Origin of the sequence: Nocardia sp. NPDC127606 (assembly GCF_042671725.1) — a bacterium.
GTDB lineage: Bacteria > Actinomycetota > Actinomycetes > Mycobacteriales > Mycobacteriaceae > Nocardia.
The window spans coordinates 441,357-457,980 of record NZ_JBHXWQ010000004.1 but is presented as its reverse complement, the minus strand read 5'-3'; the positions used below and the strand labels follow the sequence as shown (position 1 = coordinate 457,980).

16 protein-coding genes and 1 pseudogene are annotated in these 16,624 nt (G+C 67.2%); 7 read left to right on the top strand and 10 right to left on the bottom strand.

The features are described 5' to 3' along the window. Positions 1-31 precede the first annotated feature (31 nt). The 6 genes from ACFVJ5_RS21780 to ACFVJ5_RS21755 all read right to left on the bottom strand — a co-directional run bounded on the left by ACFVJ5_RS21780 (position 32) and on the right by ACFVJ5_RS21755 (position 6,500). Positions 32-1,759, bottom strand: coding sequence for a DUF2339 domain-containing protein (locus ACFVJ5_RS21780; RefSeq protein ID WP_379222538.1), 1,728 nt, complete (start codon positions 1,757-1,759; stop codon positions 32-34). 570 nt (positions 1,760-2,329) lie between these two features. Continuing rightward, entirely contained in the window at positions 2,330-3,001 is a 672-nt protein-coding gene (locus ACFVJ5_RS21775; protein ID WP_378653837.1) for a DUF1707 domain-containing protein, read from the bottom strand. A gap of 62 nt (positions 3,002-3,063) precedes the next feature. Then, positions 3,064-3,714: a response regulator gene (locus ACFVJ5_RS21770; protein WP_379222536.1), complete on the bottom strand. Its 651-nt coding sequence runs from the start codon at positions 3,712-3,714 to the stop codon at positions 3,064-3,066. A 16-nt stretch (positions 3,715-3,730) separates the two neighbouring features. Next, complete coding sequence (gene macS / locus ACFVJ5_RS21765) at positions 3,731-4,909, bottom strand: MacS family sensor histidine kinase (RefSeq protein WP_379222534.1); 1,179 nt, start codon at positions 4,907-4,909, stop codon at positions 3,731-3,733. Beyond that, positions 4,890-6,131, bottom strand: coding sequence for an AI-2E family transporter (locus ACFVJ5_RS21760; RefSeq protein ID WP_379222532.1), 1,242 nt, complete (start codon positions 6,129-6,131; stop codon positions 4,890-4,892). Before ACFVJ5_RS21760 ends, macS begins: the two co-directional genes overlap by 20 nt. Before the next feature lie 141 nt (positions 6,132-6,272). Then, positions 6,273-6,500, bottom strand: coding sequence for a hypothetical protein (locus tag ACFVJ5_RS21755; protein WP_379222530.1), 228 nt, complete (start codon positions 6,498-6,500; stop codon positions 6,273-6,275). Positions 6,501-6,800: 300 nt separating this feature from the next. Between ACFVJ5_RS21755 and ACFVJ5_RS21750 the strand changes: the two genes are divergently transcribed. Both ACFVJ5_RS21750 and ACFVJ5_RS21745 read left to right on the top strand, forming a co-directional pair. Further along, complete coding sequence (locus ACFVJ5_RS21750) at positions 6,801-8,321, top strand: adenylate/guanylate cyclase domain-containing protein (protein ID WP_378635281.1); 1,521 nt, start codon at positions 6,801-6,803, stop codon at positions 8,319-8,321. 4 nt (positions 8,322-8,325) lie between these two features. Next, a complete protein-coding gene (locus tag ACFVJ5_RS21745; protein ID WP_379222528.1) occupies positions 8,326-9,459 on the top strand; it encodes a YbhN family protein in 1,134 nt (377 codons plus the stop codon). 43 nt (positions 9,460-9,502) lie between these two features. On the opposite strand, the gene ACFVJ5_RS21740 is transcribed toward ACFVJ5_RS21745, so the two are convergent. After that, on the bottom strand, positions 9,503-9,859 hold the full coding sequence (locus ACFVJ5_RS21740) for a DUF3054 domain-containing protein (RefSeq protein ID WP_379222526.1): 357 nt from the start codon (positions 9,857-9,859) through the stop codon (positions 9,503-9,505). Positions 9,860-9,931: 72 nt separating this feature from the next. After that, the gene (locus ACFVJ5_RS21735; RefSeq protein WP_379222524.1) at positions 9,932-11,611 is read right to left on the bottom strand and encodes an NTF2-like N-terminal transpeptidase domain-containing protein; all 1,680 of its coding nucleotides are present in this window, start codon (positions 11,609-11,611) and stop codon (positions 9,932-9,934) included. 396 nt (positions 11,612-12,007) lie between these two features. Here ACFVJ5_RS21735 and ACFVJ5_RS21730 point away from each other — a divergent pair, with 396 nt between their 5' ends. Beyond that, positions 12,008-12,568, top strand: coding sequence for a hypothetical protein (locus tag ACFVJ5_RS21730; protein ID WP_379222522.1), 561 nt, complete (start codon positions 12,008-12,010; stop codon positions 12,566-12,568). Between the two features lie 129 nt (positions 12,569-12,697). After that, on the top strand, positions 12,698-13,147 hold the full coding sequence (gene aroQ, locus ACFVJ5_RS21725) for a type II 3-dehydroquinate dehydratase (protein ID WP_379222521.1): 450 nt from the start codon (positions 12,698-12,700) through the stop codon (positions 13,145-13,147). Here the strand turns inward: aroQ and ACFVJ5_RS21720 are convergent. Beyond that, positions 13,144-13,590, bottom strand: a complete 447-nt coding sequence (locus ACFVJ5_RS21720; protein ID WP_379222519.1) for a nitroreductase/quinone reductase family protein — start codon at positions 13,588-13,590, stop codon at positions 13,144-13,146. The two genes, aroQ and ACFVJ5_RS21720, sit on opposite strands and share 4 nt — an antisense overlap. A 181-nt stretch (positions 13,591-13,771) precedes the next feature. Between ACFVJ5_RS21720 and ACFVJ5_RS21715 the strand changes: the two genes are divergently transcribed. The 3 genes from ACFVJ5_RS21715 to ACFVJ5_RS21705 are packed head-to-tail and all read left to right on the top strand — an operon-like array spanning position 13,772 to position 15,778. Further along, positions 13,772-14,701: an ABC transporter ATP-binding protein gene (locus ACFVJ5_RS21715; protein ID WP_379222517.1), complete on the top strand. Its 930-nt coding sequence runs from the start codon at positions 13,772-13,774 to the stop codon at positions 14,699-14,701. Next, positions 14,698-15,546, top strand: a complete 849-nt coding sequence (locus tag ACFVJ5_RS21710; RefSeq protein ID WP_379222515.1) for an ABC transporter permease — start codon at positions 14,698-14,700, stop codon at positions 15,544-15,546. The genes ACFVJ5_RS21715 and ACFVJ5_RS21710 overlap by 4 nt, the downstream gene beginning before the upstream one ends. Next, positions 15,536-15,778, top strand: coding sequence for a helix-turn-helix transcriptional regulator (locus ACFVJ5_RS21705; RefSeq protein ID WP_056823747.1), 243 nt, complete (start codon positions 15,536-15,538; stop codon positions 15,776-15,778). Before ACFVJ5_RS21710 ends, ACFVJ5_RS21705 begins: the two co-directional genes overlap by 11 nt. A 195-nt stretch (positions 15,779-15,973) precedes the next feature. On the opposite strand, the pseudogene ACFVJ5_RS21700 reads toward ACFVJ5_RS21705, so the two are convergent. After that, positions 15,974-16,612: pseudogene (locus ACFVJ5_RS21700) on the bottom strand (NAD(P)-binding domain-containing protein); the annotation flags it as partial. Positions 16,613-16,624 lie beyond the last annotated feature (12 nt).

Genomic DNA, 16,624 nt, shown 5'->3' with positions numbered 1-16,624 from the left:
GGGGCCTTCGAGCCCCGCCGGTTCGCCGTTTCTAGGAGGCTCGGGGCGGTGGTGCGGCCTCGGCGAAGGCACGTGCGTAGCGGGTTCCGGTGAGCAGCAACAGGATTCCGACTGCCAGGAACGCGGTGACGCGGACCAGGCCGGACAGAGTCGCCAGATCGAACAGGAACAATTTCGCCAGTGCGGCCGCGGCGACCAGTAGGCCGGACACCAGGCAGACTTTCGCCACGGCGGGCGAACTGGCGAGACGACGCAAACCGTAGAACAGTGAGCCGGTGGCCACCACCATCCACACGATGGTCGCGAGGCTGTGCCCGATGATGAAACCATCAGCGCCGCCGAGAGATACGCCGAGGGACACCGCGGCGACCAGCACGTAGTACAACCCCGCGATACTCACCGCGATCCACACTCCGGTGACGAGCGCCGGATCGTCGCACCGCGGCAACCGTGGCACGGTCCACGCCACCATCGCCGCCGCACCCAGCCCCACCACGGCCGCCACTGCCGTCGCGACATCGAGTTCCCGCACCGCAAGCCCTTGCAGTGCCAGCGTTTCCGGCGTAGCGATCGCCAGCATCACCAGCCCACCGAGCAACGCGAAGGCGAGACCGAGCCCGGCGGCCACCCGGGTGCGACTGGCGGCCGCCACCGCGAGGAACGCGAGACCGACCGCGAACAGCAGGGTCGGAAGCAGCCGAGGGTGACCGCCCGCCGCCATGGCGCAGGTCTGCAACAGGGCGACCGCACCGGTCAGCCCCGCCACCAGCGCCGTGTGCCGCGCGATCCGCAACACTGCGACAGGCCGAACATCCTCGGCATCGGGAGCATTCGCGGGGCGGGGAGGCGTCGCGGCGGGGCCCACTCCCGTTAGGCGCGGAATCAGCGCGGTGGCCGCGAGGCCGAGCAGGACAGCGGCCAGAACCGCGGTGATCGCGGCGCTCACCATTCGGTCGAACAGTACGGCGACGGCGAGCACCGGAAGTGCGGTCAGCGCGATCGTGATGCTCGCGGTGATGTCATCGTGCCTGCGCCGCACGGCGAGCAGCGTGCCGACCAGTCCGACCACCGCACAGGCGATCGCGGCAACCAGCAGACCCTGCCGCTGCTGCGCCTCCGAGCCGGAGATCGCCCCTTCGATCCCGCTGAACGCCACCATCCCCAGCACGGCGAGCACCACCGGCACAGTGCGCGCCACGTGTAGCACCGGCCAATCCCTGCGCATCTGCACCGGAACCCCGGCCGCCTGCAACACCACCAGGAACCCGAGCAGCATCAACTCGGTGGTCAACGCGGGCGACAGCACCGCGGCCCCCACCACAACCCCCACGGCCAACGGCTGCGACTGCCACCGCATCGCGATTCCCACCCCGATCAACGCCACCACCAGCGCCACCGCGAGCCCCACCCCACCTGGAACCCACCGGTAATACCCGGTCACCGCAACAACATCCAGGTACAACCCGGCGATACCGGTGGCCACCAACGCGATTCCACCGACCCGACCACCAGGCCGACCGAAAACGCGCCACCCGAGCCCGACCAGGACCACCGAAAGAGCGGCCCCAGCGACGACTCTCGCTATCGGACCGAAGAACCCCGCCTGCGCGGCCAACACCAACAGCATCAGCACGCCGACCAAGGTCACCCCGACCCCGGCCACCGCCAGCACCCGCGAAATCACCCCTTCCCGCTGCCACCACGGCACCCGAGGCTCGCGCGCCGGACCCCGCATCGGCATCGGCATCGGCATCGGCATCGGCGCGAAGGGTCGACCAGCCGGATAAGTTCCCTGCCCCCACCCGGACCCAACCTGACGCCCCTGCCCCTCGCCCACGGGCACAGCCGTTCCCGGCGCCGGCGCGTAGGTCGCTGTGTGGCCACCACCTGCCCACCCCGCCCGACCGAGGTCAGCGCCCCGAGGCGGACCGCCGTGACCAGGCCCGAAGCCCGCAACAGTCGGCGGGCCCGCAACGGGCGCAGGCCCCACAGCAGGCGCCCCCGCAACAGATGCAGGCCCCGCAACAGGCCCAGGCCCCACAGCAGCCGCACTCGACGTCGGGGGCACCACCTCGCCTTCGCGCAGCGCTTCTTCGGCCCGCAACTGCGCGGAAAGCACGTCCAGATCGCCCCCTAGCTGACCCATCCGGGCGCCCAGCGCGGTGAACTCCCCCGAGAGCCGCGCTACGAGCGCGGGATCAATAGCGGTACTCATATCCCCATCGTCGGCGCCCGACACCCGCCGAACATGAGTAGAAACCCCCGTCAGCCCCCGGTTCCTACCCGAATCAGCCCGGGTAGCCCTCTATGTCTCCCCGACTACCCGGGGTCATGACCCCAGAAACCGTCGCCACTGCACCATCAACGGATACTTCGCCGTCACCGACCCGAACCGGATACGTCCGTGCACGACAAGGTGCAGAGGTCCGATCGGCGGCCCCGTACGGACTTTGTTGTTGGCCGAGGACCCCACCAGATCGAGACCGTTGAGGTCGACGGTGGCCGCCGCGGGGACCAGCAAGGTGAGGCTCGTGCAGTAGTCGTCGACCTGGATTTCCACGATCTGCGTCTGCATCACCGCCTCGGTGAAGTCCAGGGTCACACCGGACATCAGGTTGTTGAGATGCAGCACCGGCGGCACCTGCCACGGCCCGCGTCGATGAACCCCCGACAACCGGCTGCGGATCGCACTCGGATTCGACCCACCGGCCGGAACCGGGATGTGTCGTGGACGCGGCATAGCGGCGGGCTGCGGTGTGCCCGCCACCCGCATACCGGGCAGGTCTACCAGCACGGCGTTGAGTTCACCGCGGGTCTTGGCGGCCAGCGCGGTATCCATCCGTTCGGTGAACTCCCCGAGCGACAACATGCCGAGCCCGACGGCACGCTGCAGCAGCTGACCGACATGCTCACGTTCGGCATCGGAAACACGCAGCTCACGGTCACCGACGGGACCAGCCGTCGCGGCGCCGGGTACGAAGAGGGATTCAGGACCGCCCATGTCATCGAGGGTAACCAGACACCCCCGCCGAGCACATCAGGGCAAACCCCTAATCACTGTGGCTACTCGAGTCCCTGCTCGATCGCGTAGCGGGTGAGCTCGACCCGATTCGCGAGCTGCAACTTGCGCAACGTCGCCTGCACGTGGTTCTCCACGGTCCGGTGCGAGAGATTCAATCGAGTAGCGATCTGCTTGGCCGACAACCCCTTGGCCACCATCCGCAGCACTTCGGTCTCCCGCTCGGTCAACGACGGCCGATGCGGCTGATCAGCGGCCGGCGGTGCGGTCGCCATGCGCCGATACTCCCCGAGCACCAACCCGGCCAGGCCGGGCGTGAACACCGGCTGACCAGCGGCAGTGGCCTTGACAGCGTCGATCAGCTCGGCGGCTGACGCGCTCTTCACCAGGTACCCGCTGGCCCCGGCCTTGATCGCGTCGAGCACATCGTCACGCTCGGCCGAGGCCGACAGCACCAGCACCCGGCTGTGCGGCGACACCCGCAGCACTTCGGCGGTCGCCGCGGCCCCGTTCCCGTCGGTGAGCTGCATATCCATCAACACCACGTCCGGCTGCACGGCCGCGGCCCGGCGGGAAGCCGTGCCGACACCGTCCGCGGTGGCAGGCACCTCGAAACCGGCTTCGGCGAGATCGCGAGAAACGCCCTCACGCCACATCGGATGGTCGTCGACCACCATCACCGTAATCACCGGCATCGCCCAACTCCTCTTTTCAGCGCGCCGGGTGGCGCGGAATCCGGAATTCCCACTCGGTACCGAGGTCCTCACCCTCGGTCAACAACTCGGCACTACCGCCCAGCGACTCGATCCGGCCGATGATCGACCGCGAAACCCCCATCCGCCCTTCGGCTTCGGCCGCTTCCAGCCGTCCCGTCGCGATGCCGACGCCGTCGTCACGCACGCTCACCACCAATCCGTCACCGGTGTCTTCCAGCAGCACATAGGCTTTCGCGTCGGGGCCGGCGTGCAACGAGACATTCGACAGCGCGGTGTTCACCGCCGCTGCGATCTCCTGGGCGACTACCCGTCCTACGAGCACCGGATCGCCCGGCGTGGCCACCGATACCTTCGGTGTGGCGTGCGCGGTCAGCAGTGGCCGCAGATCCACTTCGCCCGAACCCGAGTCGGGCAGCTCCGCCTGCTCGGACAACAGCACCCGCAACGCCACCTCCTGTTCCCCGGCCCGTCGCGCGAGTTCCTGTGCGGGCCCGCCTATCTCGTCACCACGCCGTTTGATGAACGCGAGCACCTGCAACACCCCGTCGTGCACCTCGCGAGCCAACCGCTCCCGCTCCTGCGCCGCCGCCGTGATCCGCAATGCCCGCTCGAGCTGCCCCTGTGCCCGTCGAGCGGTATTGGCCGCCAATCCGAGCGCCAACCCGACCGAAACGAGTACCGGTGCGGTCGCGTCGCCCCAGACGTCCTGTCCCCACTGATCCCGTACGGTCACCACGACCGCCGACATGGCGAGTCCCGCGACAACACCCGCGACAGGTCCGCGCAGAATCGCCATCGAGATCACCGAGTTCGCGATCCACAACGTCGTCGGCAGGGTCTGATGTCCGTGGTACCAATCGTAGTCCGCGACAAGCCGAGTCGAGGCGATCAGCGCGATCGTCACCACCTGGTCGCCGAACACCACCCAGCCGCGGATCTTCCTGGTCGCCTCGGGGAAGTACCACTGCGACAGCAGCAGCGCCGAACTGCCCGACCAGATCGCCATCACCGCGATCAGCATCCAGCTCAGTCGCGGATGCTCGTAGTACGACACCGACGCGATCTGCTGACCGATCGCGTACAGCAGCGTGACCAGACGAAACGCCTGCGCGGCCCGCCACAGTGGCGCGGTCGCGGCGTCGGCCGAGCTCAGCTCAGCGGTGTGGGTCCGCATCGCCGGACTCGGCTTCTTCCATGCGCAGCCGCTTCGCCACGTCGAAGCGGCCCGGCGGCTCCGGTTTGTCGGGTTCGGCGGTGAACCGTTTTCGCTCCTCGGTGGCGACCAGCTCGCCGAAGGCCTCCTCCGGGCTGTCGGCGAGCAGATAGCGAATCGCCGTGTTACCCACCGCGATCAACGGCACGGCGAGCAGTGCCCCCGCGATCCCGCCGACGACCAAGCCCGCGGTGATGGCCAGCACCACGGCCAGCGGGTGGATGCTCACGGCCCGCCCGAGCAGCAGTGGTTGCAGCACATGGCCTTCCAGCTGCATCACCGCGATGATGATGCCGAGCACGATCAGCGCGGTCACCAGACCCTTGGTGACCAGCGCGATGAACACCGCGACGAACCCGGCGAAGAACGCGCCGATGATCGGGATGAACGCGCTGATGAACACCAGCGAGGCCAGCGGCAAGGCCAGCGGCACATGCAGAATCGCGAGCCCGGCCCCTATGCCGATGGCGTCGACCGCGGCCACCACCACGGTGGCGCGCACGAAACCGACCAGCGTCCCGAAGCCCAATTCACCGGCGGTGCGAACCTTTTCGCGGTGCACGGTGGGGATGATCCGGGTGATGAAGTTCCAGATCTGATCTCCGCCGTAGAGGAAGAAGATGAGGATGAACAGGATCAGGAACGCGCCGGTGAGGATATGTCCGATGGCGGTGGCGGTGGTCAGCGCGCCGCTGGTCAGGCTCTCGCGGTTGTCCTGAATGGTGCGCACGATGGTGTCGCCCGCGCTGCGGATCTGCTGATCGCTCAGATGCGGCGGACCGTTGATCAACCAGTCCTGCACTTTGTGCACGCTGTTGGTGACCTCGTTGGACAGCCCCGGCACACCGTCGACGAACTGTTCGACGACAAAGGTCAGCACCCCCGCCAGCAGACCGATCGACCCCAGCAGCGCGACGAACACGCCGAGCGAGCGCGGAATCCCCACCCGTTGCATCCAATCGACCATCGGCGCGAGCAGCGCGGCGGCGAGCAACGCGATGGCCAGCGGGATCACCACCGTGGCGAACTTCTGCACGAGCATTCCGACCGCGAGCAACGCGCCGAAGATGATCAGCAGCCGCCAACTCCATGCCGCGGCTTTACGGACCAGGGGATGAACTGCCTCGGCGTCCGAGCGCCACGGCGTTGACGCGGTCCCGGAATCTACCTTCTGGTCGGTCACTCGAGAGAGCCTATCGGTCCGAACGCTGGATCGGTGCTCGTGCGGCGCCTCGGGAAGAGGTTCTGACCACAGTTCTCCCCTACAGGCGAACGCCCGGTCGAGGGGACCGGGCGTTCGCCTGCCTATCGACAGACCCGCATGTCAGTGTCCGGCCAAGCCCGGAACGGTGTAGCTCGGCGGTGTGCCTTCCGGCGGCCCGACAGCCTCCGGGGAGGTGCCGCTGGGCTTGGCACTACCGCTGTTCAGCGCCGGGAAGATGCTCTCGGCCGAGCCGGTGCTCGTGGCATCGGCAGCGGAAGCGAGGCCGCCACCAGCGAATATCAGGCCGGCTGCCGCCGCGACAACACCCAGAACGCGCAGAGTGCGCATGGAATCTCCCCAAGTAGATAGATATGCAGCGGATTCGCCCGCCGACGGTCCACTGTTTAGCACACGGTTCACCGGCCACGCAATTGCATGATTCGGCGAATTATGTTGTCAGTCAGCATCTTTCACACATAGCAAGAGTGAATTACTGTGAAATGGCGACGGGGCTTCCTCGATTTCCACCCGGTAATGGGCGAATGTCGGTGCGATAATGCCCACCCTGTCGCCTGTCCTGATCACCTGGCTAGGTGGTCAGATAGATTGGCAGGCGTGTCGGCGCCCCTGGAAGCGGTCAAACAGACCATGCGAACGCGCTGGCCGCTGTATCTGACGTCTGTGCTGCTGGCGAACGCCTTCGGCGCGGTGCTGGTGTGGGCCTTCATCCAATACGGCCTGCCGGTTCCGGAGGGCGATCCGGGTGGGGTGCGCCAGACCGGTCTGCTCGCGCCGCTGCTCGTTTTCGGGGTCGCCGCGGTGCTGAGCATCTTCGCCGCCGCCCTCATGCTGCGGCCGGTGATGCGCTGGCAGATGCGCGGCGGTCCACCGAGCAGACGCGAGCAGATGGCGGCCCTGCACGTGCCGCTGCGGCAGTCGATCGTGCACCTGGTGCTGTGGATCATCGGCGGCGGGATCCTGGCCGCGCTGATCATCACCGAATCGCCCGAGCTGGCGGGTGCGGTGATCGTCACCGAATGTATGGCCGCCACCATCGTGTTCGGCTTCACCTACATGCTGGGCGAACGCATCCTGCGCCCGGTCGCCGCGGAGGCGCTGACCGAGGGCACCTTCGACCACACGCTGACCCCCGGCGTCGGCACCCGGATGGCGATGACCTGGGGCATGGGCACCTTCGCGCCGACCATCGCGATCGTGCTGCTGTGCGTCACCCAGATCTCCTCGGACGTGAAGTTCTCGGCGAAGTCGCTCGCGATCTCGATCCTGCTGCTGTGTGGCGTGGTGATCCTGCAGGCGCTGGCGCTGTCGATGCTGACCGGTTCCTCGATCTCCGACCCGGTGCGGCAGTTGTCCCAAGCCATCAACAGGGTGCAGGCCGGCTCGCGTGACGTGCAGGTGGAGGTCTACGACGGCAGCGAGATCGGGCTGTTGCAGGTCGGCTTCAACCGGATGATGGACGAGGCGGCCAAGCGCCGCAAGCTGCAGGAACTGTTCGGCCAGCACGTCGGCGAGGACGTGGCGCAGCGGGCACTGGACTACGGCACCGAACTCGGTGGTGAGACCCGATTCGTCGCGGTGCTGTTCGTGGACATGGTGGGCTCCACCGCCGCCGCGGCAGAACGCCCGCCGACCGAGGTGGTGAGCCTGCTCAACGAGTTCTTCCGGGTGGTGGTCGATGTGATCGACAGCCACCACGGTTTCGTCAACAAGTTCGTCGGCGACGCGGCGCTCGCCATCTTCGGCGCCCCGCTGGATCGCCCCGACGCGCCGAGTGCCGCCCTCGCCGCGGCCCGCGATCTGCGCGAGGCCCTGCGTGAGGTGACCAGCCTCGACATCGGCATCGGCGTCTCGGCGGGCCTGGCAGTGGCCGGAAACATCGGCGCCGCAAATCGTTTCGAATACACCGTGATCGGCGACCCCGTCAACGAGGCGTCACGACTCACCGAATTGGCCAAAGATCATCCCGGCCGCGTTCTCGCTTCGGGCAGCGCGCTCTACTTCGCCGACGAAAGCGAGCAAGAACATTGGATAACCGGAGACGAGGTCCAATTGCGCGGCAGACGCAGAAAAACCCGCCTGGCCTGGCCGAAGTCAGCGATCGCCGCGCCGCGCGGGGACGAGGAAGAACAGATGCGTTCGTTAGGCTGAGACCGTGACGGCCGACGGCGACCTAGCAGGGGCACCGGCCGAGCGCCGCCGCCGCTTTCGGTGGGTCAAGTGGGTGCTCGGCGCGGTGATCCTCGCGCTGCTCGTCGGCGAAGGCGTGTATCTGTGGCCCCGCCTGCACGAATCCTGGCGCACGCTCACCGAGATCCACTGGGGCTGGCTGTTGCTGTGCATCGTGTTGCAGGCGATGTCGATGAGCGGATTCGGGCGGGTGCAGAAACAGCTGCTGCACGCGGGCGGGGTGGACGTCAGCCAGGGGAAATCGGTATCGGTGGTCTACGGCGCGACCGCGATGTCGCTGACGCTGCCCGCGGGCCAGGTCTTCTCCACCGCGTTCACCTACCGCCAGACCCGGCGCTGGGGCGCGAGCCCGATCGTCGCCTCCTGGCAGCTGGTCTTCTCCGGCGTGGTCGCCGCCGCCGGGCTGGCGCTGCTCGGGATCGCCGGCGCCGCGCTGGTCGGACAGGGGATCGGCTTCAAATTCGTCGTCTCGCTGGTGGTCCTCGCCCTGGTCCTGTTCGTCGGCAACTATCTCGCCCGCCATCCCGGCACGCTCGAGGCCATGCTGCGGCGGGTGCTCGCGCTGGTCAATCGGCTGCGGAAGAAGCCCGCTGATCACGGCATCGCCAAGCTGGCCGAGATCCGGGCGCAGCTCGAGTCGGTCGATCTGGGGAAGAAGGACGCGGCGCTGGTCGGGGTGTGGGCGCTGGTGCACCGGTTCGCCGACGTGGCCTGTCTGGGCACCGCCTGTTACGCGATCGGCGCCGATCCCAAGTTGTCCGGGCTGCTCATCGCGTTCGCGGCGGGCAAGGCGGTGGGGTCGATTCCGTTCGCGCCGGGCGGCATCGTCTACGTGGACGCGACGCTGATCTACAGTCTCACCGCGGCCGCGGGACTGCCAGCCGCGCAGGCCGTCGCGGCCGCGTTCGTGTACCGGCTGGTCAGCTTCATCCTGGTCGCCGTGGTCGGCTGGATCGTCTTCGCGTTCCTGTTCCGCACACCACAGGCCGACGACGAAGAGTACGAGCAGGAATTCTATTCCGCCTCTCCGCGTATTCAAGCCAGACGCAGGCGCGGGGAATCCGGGGACGCGGCCGACGGAACAATGGAGTCGGGTTAGCCCGTACCCGGTGAGTTACCCATGTGCTCACCATCGATCGGTGTCACCGCAGCGCGCGTATCGCGGCGCGCCAGCCCAAGAGAAACAGCGCGAGGACGCAGGCCGCGACGATCATGAAACTCAGTGCGACGCCCTGACCGCTGATGGCGCGCAGCACCATCCCGCCGACGAGCGTGCTCGCCCAGATCAGGATTCCGGTGGGCCACAACGCCGTTGCGTCGAACCGCGTATCCCGTGCGAGGTAGATCGCAAGGACCCAGCCGAGGATCAGCCCTAACCCGAAGGGCCACACCGTTTTCAGCAGACCGGCGATGACGGCTTCGTCGTGACTGCGCCTCCCGATCGCGCAGAAGACGATCACCAATAGAGCATCGATACCGAACGGCGCGTATCTCTTCACGGACGTAGCCTAACCGGTCAAGATCGACTTCGAGACCGGGTTCATAGCCACTGAGCAGTGATAACTCTCGCTCTACGGCTCCGGCGTCGCCAGCGATTTCAGCAGCACGGCCGCGAGTCGTGAAGTGGCGTCACCACTGTCGACATCGGCGATGTGCACCGCGAAGACCAGATCGCCCATCGTCGCCAGCAGCCAGCCGTCGGCGCCGCCCCTCGCGGCGAAGGCGGTGATATCGCGGAATCCGCGCAGTGCGGCGGTTTCGGGCTTGCCGATGCCCTCGTTCATCAGTGCGCGCAGCCGGTCGACCGCGGGCTGGGGCAGCGCGGGAACCGGGGTATCGGTGGTGCCCGGCTTGCCCGCCTCGATCATCGGCGCCACCACCGACCCACGGGAAATGGCCGCCGCGGCGATCGCCATCCCGAAGGGGCTCACCTGCACCGCGTCGGCGCCCGCGCCCTGACGCACCTGCTCGGTGCTGCGTCCGGGCATGCTGATCCGACCGGTCACCTCGTCGAGCCCGGCCACCTTGAAGTCGACGCCGACGCCGAGCGCGGTGGCCGCCTCGGCCGCCTCCTGCACGGTGACGTCCTGCGGGGGCTTGTTCTTGGTCGCCGCGGCCACGGTGCGGAACAGGTCCATCGTGCCGCCCGCCGGGAACAGTCCGGTGAAGGCGATCGGGCCCTTCTCCGTCGCGTACGAGTTCTGCGCCACCGCGACGACCGCGCCGGTCGAGGGTTGAATGGCCACGACCGTCGCCGCGGTCCCGGCGCTCACCACGGCGTCTTCGGCGGCGCGCTGTAGTCGCTGATCCATCGTCGCGGCGATGTCCGGCCCGGCCGGTCCCTGGTATCCGGCCACCTGGTTGACGAACCTGCCGTCGGCCTCGAAGATCTGCACACCCCAGCCCGCGGTGGCCTCGAGGCTGTCCTGCCACACCTCGCGCAGCGCGTCGAGCATCGGCGAGCGCGTGCGCCGGTCCGCCGAGATCAGTTTGGGCTGCTTCTCCATCACCACACCCGGCACCCTGGCCATCCGTGGTTCCAGGATCGCGAAATCCCCGTCGCGCAGGTTCACCGCGATGATCGGCTTACCCTGCGAGCCTGCCAGCTGCTGCATCAGCGACGGCCCGGTGATCAGGGGCGCGACCGGTTCGATGGCGTCGGCGAGCGCGTTGGTGGTGCCGACGAGGTCGCCGGTGCGGCTCGGGTCGATCTTGATGACATTGAGCGTCTGCTCGGTCATCAGCGTTTCGCCCGGTAGGTCGACAACCTTGGGCGGCGGCTTCGCGGTGGTGCGCACGAGCTTGACGGTGCGGTTGTTCGTCAGCTGCGGCATGACCACCGCGGGCTCCCAGGAGATCCGCCAGCCGATGGCGAGCTTGCGGACGGTGCCCTGCAGTGTGTAGGTCCAGTCCTTCTTCTCGCCGAAGTTCCAGGCGACTTCCATGCTGAAGATCGCCGACTGCTTGTCGAGATCGATGACCTGCGACGCCTCATAGTCGACGGTGCCCGATTGCAGGCCCTCGAACATTTGCTTCATGGTTGCCGAAGCGGCAGCGGGGTACGAGGTCAGGTCCGCGGCTTTGCCGTAGTCCTGATCGTCGAGGTATTCGGTGAACCGCTGGACCACCGTCTCCGACTCGCTCGTCTTCCCACCCACTCCGCACGAGCACAGCGCGATGGCGAGGGTCGCAACCCCCGCGATCGCCATTGCGCCCCGGACGCGAAAGCGGCGGGATCCCCACACATCCATATCGCCCACTCTTCACTCTTGCCACTCCGGTAACAAATCCACCGTACCGGAAGTTGACCCGTCTCCAATGCCCCGGCCAGTCGGGATACTCCCCGACCTCGACACCTCGATTGTGCCGGAAATCTCGCCCCGATGAGGGTCCGTTTTCCAACCTCGCCCAGTAAGCGGCAACAACTGCTGTGTCAACCGTACCGACAGCCGCGCCAGGTGGTGCGGATCTCGCATTTGTCCGGCGATTCAACGCGAGGGTACCCAGGCAGTCTCCCTCCAACCGCACGGCGTCACCTTTACCGAGTCGATACGCACCGGTTCACGCACAGCGGAATTCATCGCGCCGATAACGGCGTAATCTTGTAATCAACGCAACGTGCGCAAGACAGATAGCAGGTGATCTCCATGCGGAACGACCGACGCGAGCGCGGATTCGGCCGACCCGGCGGTTGGCAGCAAGCCGACCTTCCCGATCCCGCCGACGCCCCCGACTGGTTCGCCGGACGATTGCCCGCCGACTGGTTCACCGGGCCGGTGGACATCGAGATCGACCGCGACGAGATCGTCGTGGTCGGCGAACTACCCGTCCCCGGTGACTCGAGCACCCCGACCGCCACGAAAGAAGGCGCGCTCGCCCGCTTCCGCGAGTCGACCCGCCCGGCCCGCATGCAGATCGCCGACGAGGCCCAGCGGCGTTACGGCCGCAGCGTCGCCTGGGGCGTGCGGGTGGACGGTGAACGGATCCTGTTCACCCACTTGGCCGTCCCCGTGATGACCCGTCTACGTCAGCCCGAACGCCAGGTCCTCGACACCCTGATCGACGCGGGCGTCGCCCGCTCCCGCGCCGACGCCCTGGCCTGGACGGTCAAACTCGCAGGCAAACACGCCGAAACCTGGCTGGCCGAACTCCGCGAAGCCATGCGCAAGGTCGACGACCTGCGCTCGGAGGGCCCGACCGGCTTGTAATTTCCGGCGGGGCCCGCCCTGATCTGGACTGAGTGGAGGGTGCGACGAAGGAGTGCCCGGAGGGAGGGAAGATCAGGGGCCCGAAGGGACCCGCCTCGAGCGCGCCAGCGCTCCAATAGAGTGGCCTGCATGGGAGATTCCGTGCAGGCCACCGGTCCGATCCTCGTCATCAACGGACCGAACCTGAACATGCTCGGTACCCGTCAGCCCGAGATCTACGGCGCCGACACCCTCGACGATGTCGTCGCACTGTGCGAGCGGACCGCCGCCCGATTCGAACGCAAGGTCATCGCGTTCCAGTCCAACCACGAAGGCGCGCTGATCGACCGGATCCACCAGGCCCGCGGCGAGGTGTCGGCCATCGTCATCAACCCTGGCGGCCTCACCCATACGTCGGTGGCCCTGCGCGACGCCCTGGTGATCCCGGAGGTGCCGATCGTCGAGGTGCACATCAGCAATGTGCACGCGCGCGAGGAGTTCCGGCACCATTCGTTCGTCTCCCCGATCGCGACCGCGGTCATCGCCGGCCTCGGTATCCGAGGCTATGCCGCCGCGATCGAATACTTGAGCAAGCCCTAGCTGAGCCGGAAGACGGGGAAACCCGGTGCGATAGCGATCAATTCGGCATCGGAGGCGTCTTTGGTGAGGCCCTCGAAGAACTTGCCGACCTCCCAGCCCCACTTCTCCAGGTACAGCCGAAGCAGCGGCACCTTGTCGGCGTCGGCGACCTCGGTGGCGGTGAACCGCTCGGTCTTGCGGCCGAGGCGCAGTTCGCCGTCGCCCGCCACGCGTAGATTGCGCACCCACTGGACGTGCCCACGCGGCGCGACCAGGTAGCGCTCGCCGTCGGCGGCCGTCATCACGTTGACCATGGTGGTGCGCCATTCACCGCTCTTGCGGCCGCGCACGGCCAGCAGCCGCGACCCCATGATGCTGATCCCCAGCTTGGGCAGCAGGTTGGCGATCTTGTTGACGATCGGGTCGATGCCGGTCGGGGGGAGGTGGCGGGTCGCGTTGTCCATGTCGATCACTCCTAAAACCGTGAGCACTGCTCTCTGTTGAGTACAAGCATGAGCGTTCCGCGAACCGAAGTCAAGAGCAGTGCTCACAGTTTCCGAAATGCCCAATTTCGGCGAAGCATTGCCGCAATGAAATGTAGTACGTATGCTACATATCATCGAAGGTCGATGACTGGGAGGACTCATGGCTTCGAAAAACAACGCTGTTCTCGATGTCGCGCGACTACGGATGCGGTACGACGAGACCGACGTCCTGCACGATGTGACATTCCACGCCGAGCGCGGGGAAGTGCTCGTCATGCTCGGGCCCAACGGCGCGGGCAAAACCACCACGATCGAGATCCTCGAGGGGTTCCGCAGAAGGTCGGCCGGCAAGGTCGACGTGCTGGGGGCCGATCCCGAACACGGTGACGAACTCTGGCGCGCCCGCATCGGCGTGGTGCTCCAATCCTGGCGTGACCACGCGAAATGGCGAGTGGCCGAACTACTCGGCCATCTGGGTGGGTACTACAGCCCCTATTCAACGGCCCGCGTGACAAGACCGTGGGACGCCGATGAACTCATCGAGTTGGTCGGGCTCACCGAACAGCGCGATGCGAAGATCGCCACCCTGTCCGGTGGCCAGCGACGCAGACTCGATGTGGCGATCGGCATCGTCGGCCGACCGGAACTGCTCTTCATGGACGAGCCGACCGCGGGCTTCGATCCCGCTGCCCGGCGCGACTTCCACGATCTGGTCCATCGATTGGCCGATCTCGACGAGACCACCGTCCTGCTCACCACCCACGACCTGGACGAAGCCGCGAAACTGGCGGACCGGATCCTGATCCTGGCCGGTGGCCGGATCATCGCCGACGGTTCCCCGGAGGAACTCAGCGCCGCCACCGCGGGCGAGGCCGAGGTGCGCTGGACCCGCGACGGCCAACGGTTCGTCCACACCACGACCGAGTCGACCAAATATGTCCACGAACTGTTCAAGCAGCACGGCGAACTGATCGAGGACCTCGAGGTGCACCGCGCGTCGCTGGAGGACACCTACATGGCACTGGTCCGCCGTTTCGAATCCGACGCGACCGCCGAACCCGTTCGTTCACTGCAGGAGGTCACGCGATGAATCCCACGCTGGTAGCGGTCAGGGGCGGCCTGGCGGCGATGTGGATCGAACTGCGGCAGCTGTACACCAACGGGGCGAGCCTGATGGCCCAGTTCCTCACTCCCACCCTGTTCCTGATCGCGATCTTCTTCCTGCGCGACCGGACCTACCAGGACACCGAGCTGTCACTCGGTGAACTCGCGGTGCCCGGCCTGCTCGGCGGCATCATCGCGTTCAACGGTCTGTACGGCATCGCCGAAGTCCTCGCTCTCGACCGTGAGGACGGCACCTTGTTGCGCGCCAAGACGATTCCGAACGGCATTCTCGGCTACTTCATCGGCAAGATCGGCACGACCGCGGCCGCGGTACTCGTCCAGCTGGTGGTGGTGCTGACCATCGGCGCCGTGATCGTCGGCGGATTCTCGATGCCCGGTGGCGGGCTGGTCACGCTGGCGTGGGTGATCGTGCTCGGCCTGCTGGCCACCCTGCCGATCGGCGCCATCCTGGGCGGATTGATCGTCGGCGCCCGCGACATCTTCCTGCTGACGCTGCCGCTGATGGGACTGATCGCCATTTCCGGCATCTGGTACCCGATCACCGCGCTCCCCGGCTGGGTGCAGGGCCTGGCACAGCTGTTCCCGATGTATTGGCTCGGCCTCGGCATGCGCTCCGGCCTCCTCCCCGCCGAGGCGGCGGCCATCGAGATCGACGGGTCGTGGCGGCACCTCGAGACCGCCGCGGTACTCGGCGTATGGTCGATCGTCGGGTTGTTGCTCGCGCCGATCGTGCTGCGGCGAGCGGCCCGCCATGAGTCGGGATCCAGCGTGGCCGTCCGCCGCGAGAAAGCGATGCAGCGTGCCTTCTGAGGTCATCTACAACCGCATCGCGATGTTGCGCGCCGAGCGCGGCATCTCGCGGCGGGACCTGGCCGAAGCGCTCGGCGTGCACTACCAAACCGTCGGCTACCTCGAACGCGGCGAATACAGCCCGAGCCTGCACCTGGCCCTGCGGCTCGCGGCCTATTTCGAGGTAGCGGTGGAAGTGGTGTTCTCCACCGAGCCGTTCCCGAGATTGGGATCGGGCGCCGAGACCGCGTGAACACCTGAAACCGTTCGGCACCACCGTGCCGAACGGTTTCAGCGTGTCATCCGCGAAATACCTGGAACGTCGATTCGGACGTACCGGCAGCTCGCTCCCGATACGACGAAACCGATTCGGCCAGGACGGTATCCAGCCGACCGCGGCACCGGTCGCCACCACGTGTCGCGCGCCTGCCGCCATCATCCGCAGGTACGCCGGATCGGCCGAACCCCCGTCCTCGGCAATTCCGGCCCACGCGGCGTACAGCTCGCCGACACTGCCCAGTGACCGCTGGGCGTAGGGCATGAACCGAGCGATCTCGGAACCGGACCGGTCGACGATCGCCAGCGCCTGCTCGTAGCCGAGCAGCAGAGGCAGGAACAGGGCGAGCATCGCCTGGTAGAAGACCTGGGCCGCGCCGTCATCCGCACCCAGATATTCCATTGCCGCCAGGGGCCGCAACAACTCTCGTTGTGCTTCGAATACCGCCGGTCGGCCGCTGTAGAAGATGTACGCCGCTGGCCCGGCCAGCTCTTGCGGCTGCGCCATCACCCCACCGGCGAGAAACTCGCCACCGCGAGCCCGGACGAACTCCGCCCCCTGCCGAGTCCGCTGCGGCGAGTCCGAGGACAGGTTGACCACAACCTTGCCGGTCAGATCGACGCGGCCGAGAATCTCGTCCATCGCGTCGTAGTGGGTCAGGCTGAGCACGATGAGCTCAGCCGCCGCCACCGCGTCGGCGACCGTCTCGGCGCGATGGGCACCCAGACCGTCGGCCTTGCCAGGGGTACGGTTCCAGACCGTCACCACGAAACCCGCGGCGCGGTAGGTGCGCACGATCTGCTGCCCCATCGGGCCGAGGCC

Coding starts and splice junctions, on each gene's coding strand:
- ACFVJ5_RS21780 (WP_379222538.1), bottom strand. CDS start 1,759: ATGCCGATGCCGATGCCGATGCCGATGCGGGGTCCGGCGCGCGAGCCT.
- ACFVJ5_RS21775 (WP_378653837.1), bottom strand. CDS start 3,001: ATGGGCGGTCCTGAATCCCTCTTCGTACCCGGCGCCGCGACGGCTGGT.
- ACFVJ5_RS21770 (WP_379222536.1), bottom strand. CDS start 3,714: ATGCCGGTGATTACGGTGATGGTGGTCGACGACCATCCGATGTGGCGT.
- macS (WP_379222534.1), bottom strand. CDS start 4,909: ATGCGGACCCACACCGCTGAGCTGAGCTCGGCCGACGCCGCGACCGCG.
- ACFVJ5_RS21755 (WP_379222530.1), bottom strand. CDS start 6,500: ATGCGCACTCTGCGCGTTCTGGGTGTTGTCGCGGCGGCAGCCGGCCTG.
- ACFVJ5_RS21750 (WP_378635281.1), top strand. CDS start 6,801: ATGCGAACGCGCTGGCCGCTGTATCTGACGTCTGTGCTGCTGGCGAAC.
- ACFVJ5_RS21735 (WP_379222524.1), bottom strand. CDS start 11,611: ATGGATGTGTGGGGATCCCGCCGCTTTCGCGTCCGGGGCGCAATGGCG.
- ACFVJ5_RS21730 (WP_379222522.1), top strand. CDS start 12,008: ATGCGGAACGACCGACGCGAGCGCGGATTCGGCCGACCCGGCGGTTGG.
- aroQ (WP_379222521.1), top strand. CDS start 12,698: ATGGGAGATTCCGTGCAGGCCACCGGTCCGATCCTCGTCATCAACGGA.
- ACFVJ5_RS21720 (WP_379222519.1), bottom strand. CDS start 13,590: ATGGACAACGCGACCCGCCACCTCCCCCCGACCGGCATCGACCCGATC.
- ACFVJ5_RS21715 (WP_379222517.1), top strand. CDS start 13,772: ATGGCTTCGAAAAACAACGCTGTTCTCGATGTCGCGCGACTACGGATG.
- ACFVJ5_RS21710 (WP_379222515.1), top strand. CDS start 14,698: ATGAATCCCACGCTGGTAGCGGTCAGGGGCGGCCTGGCGGCGATGTGG.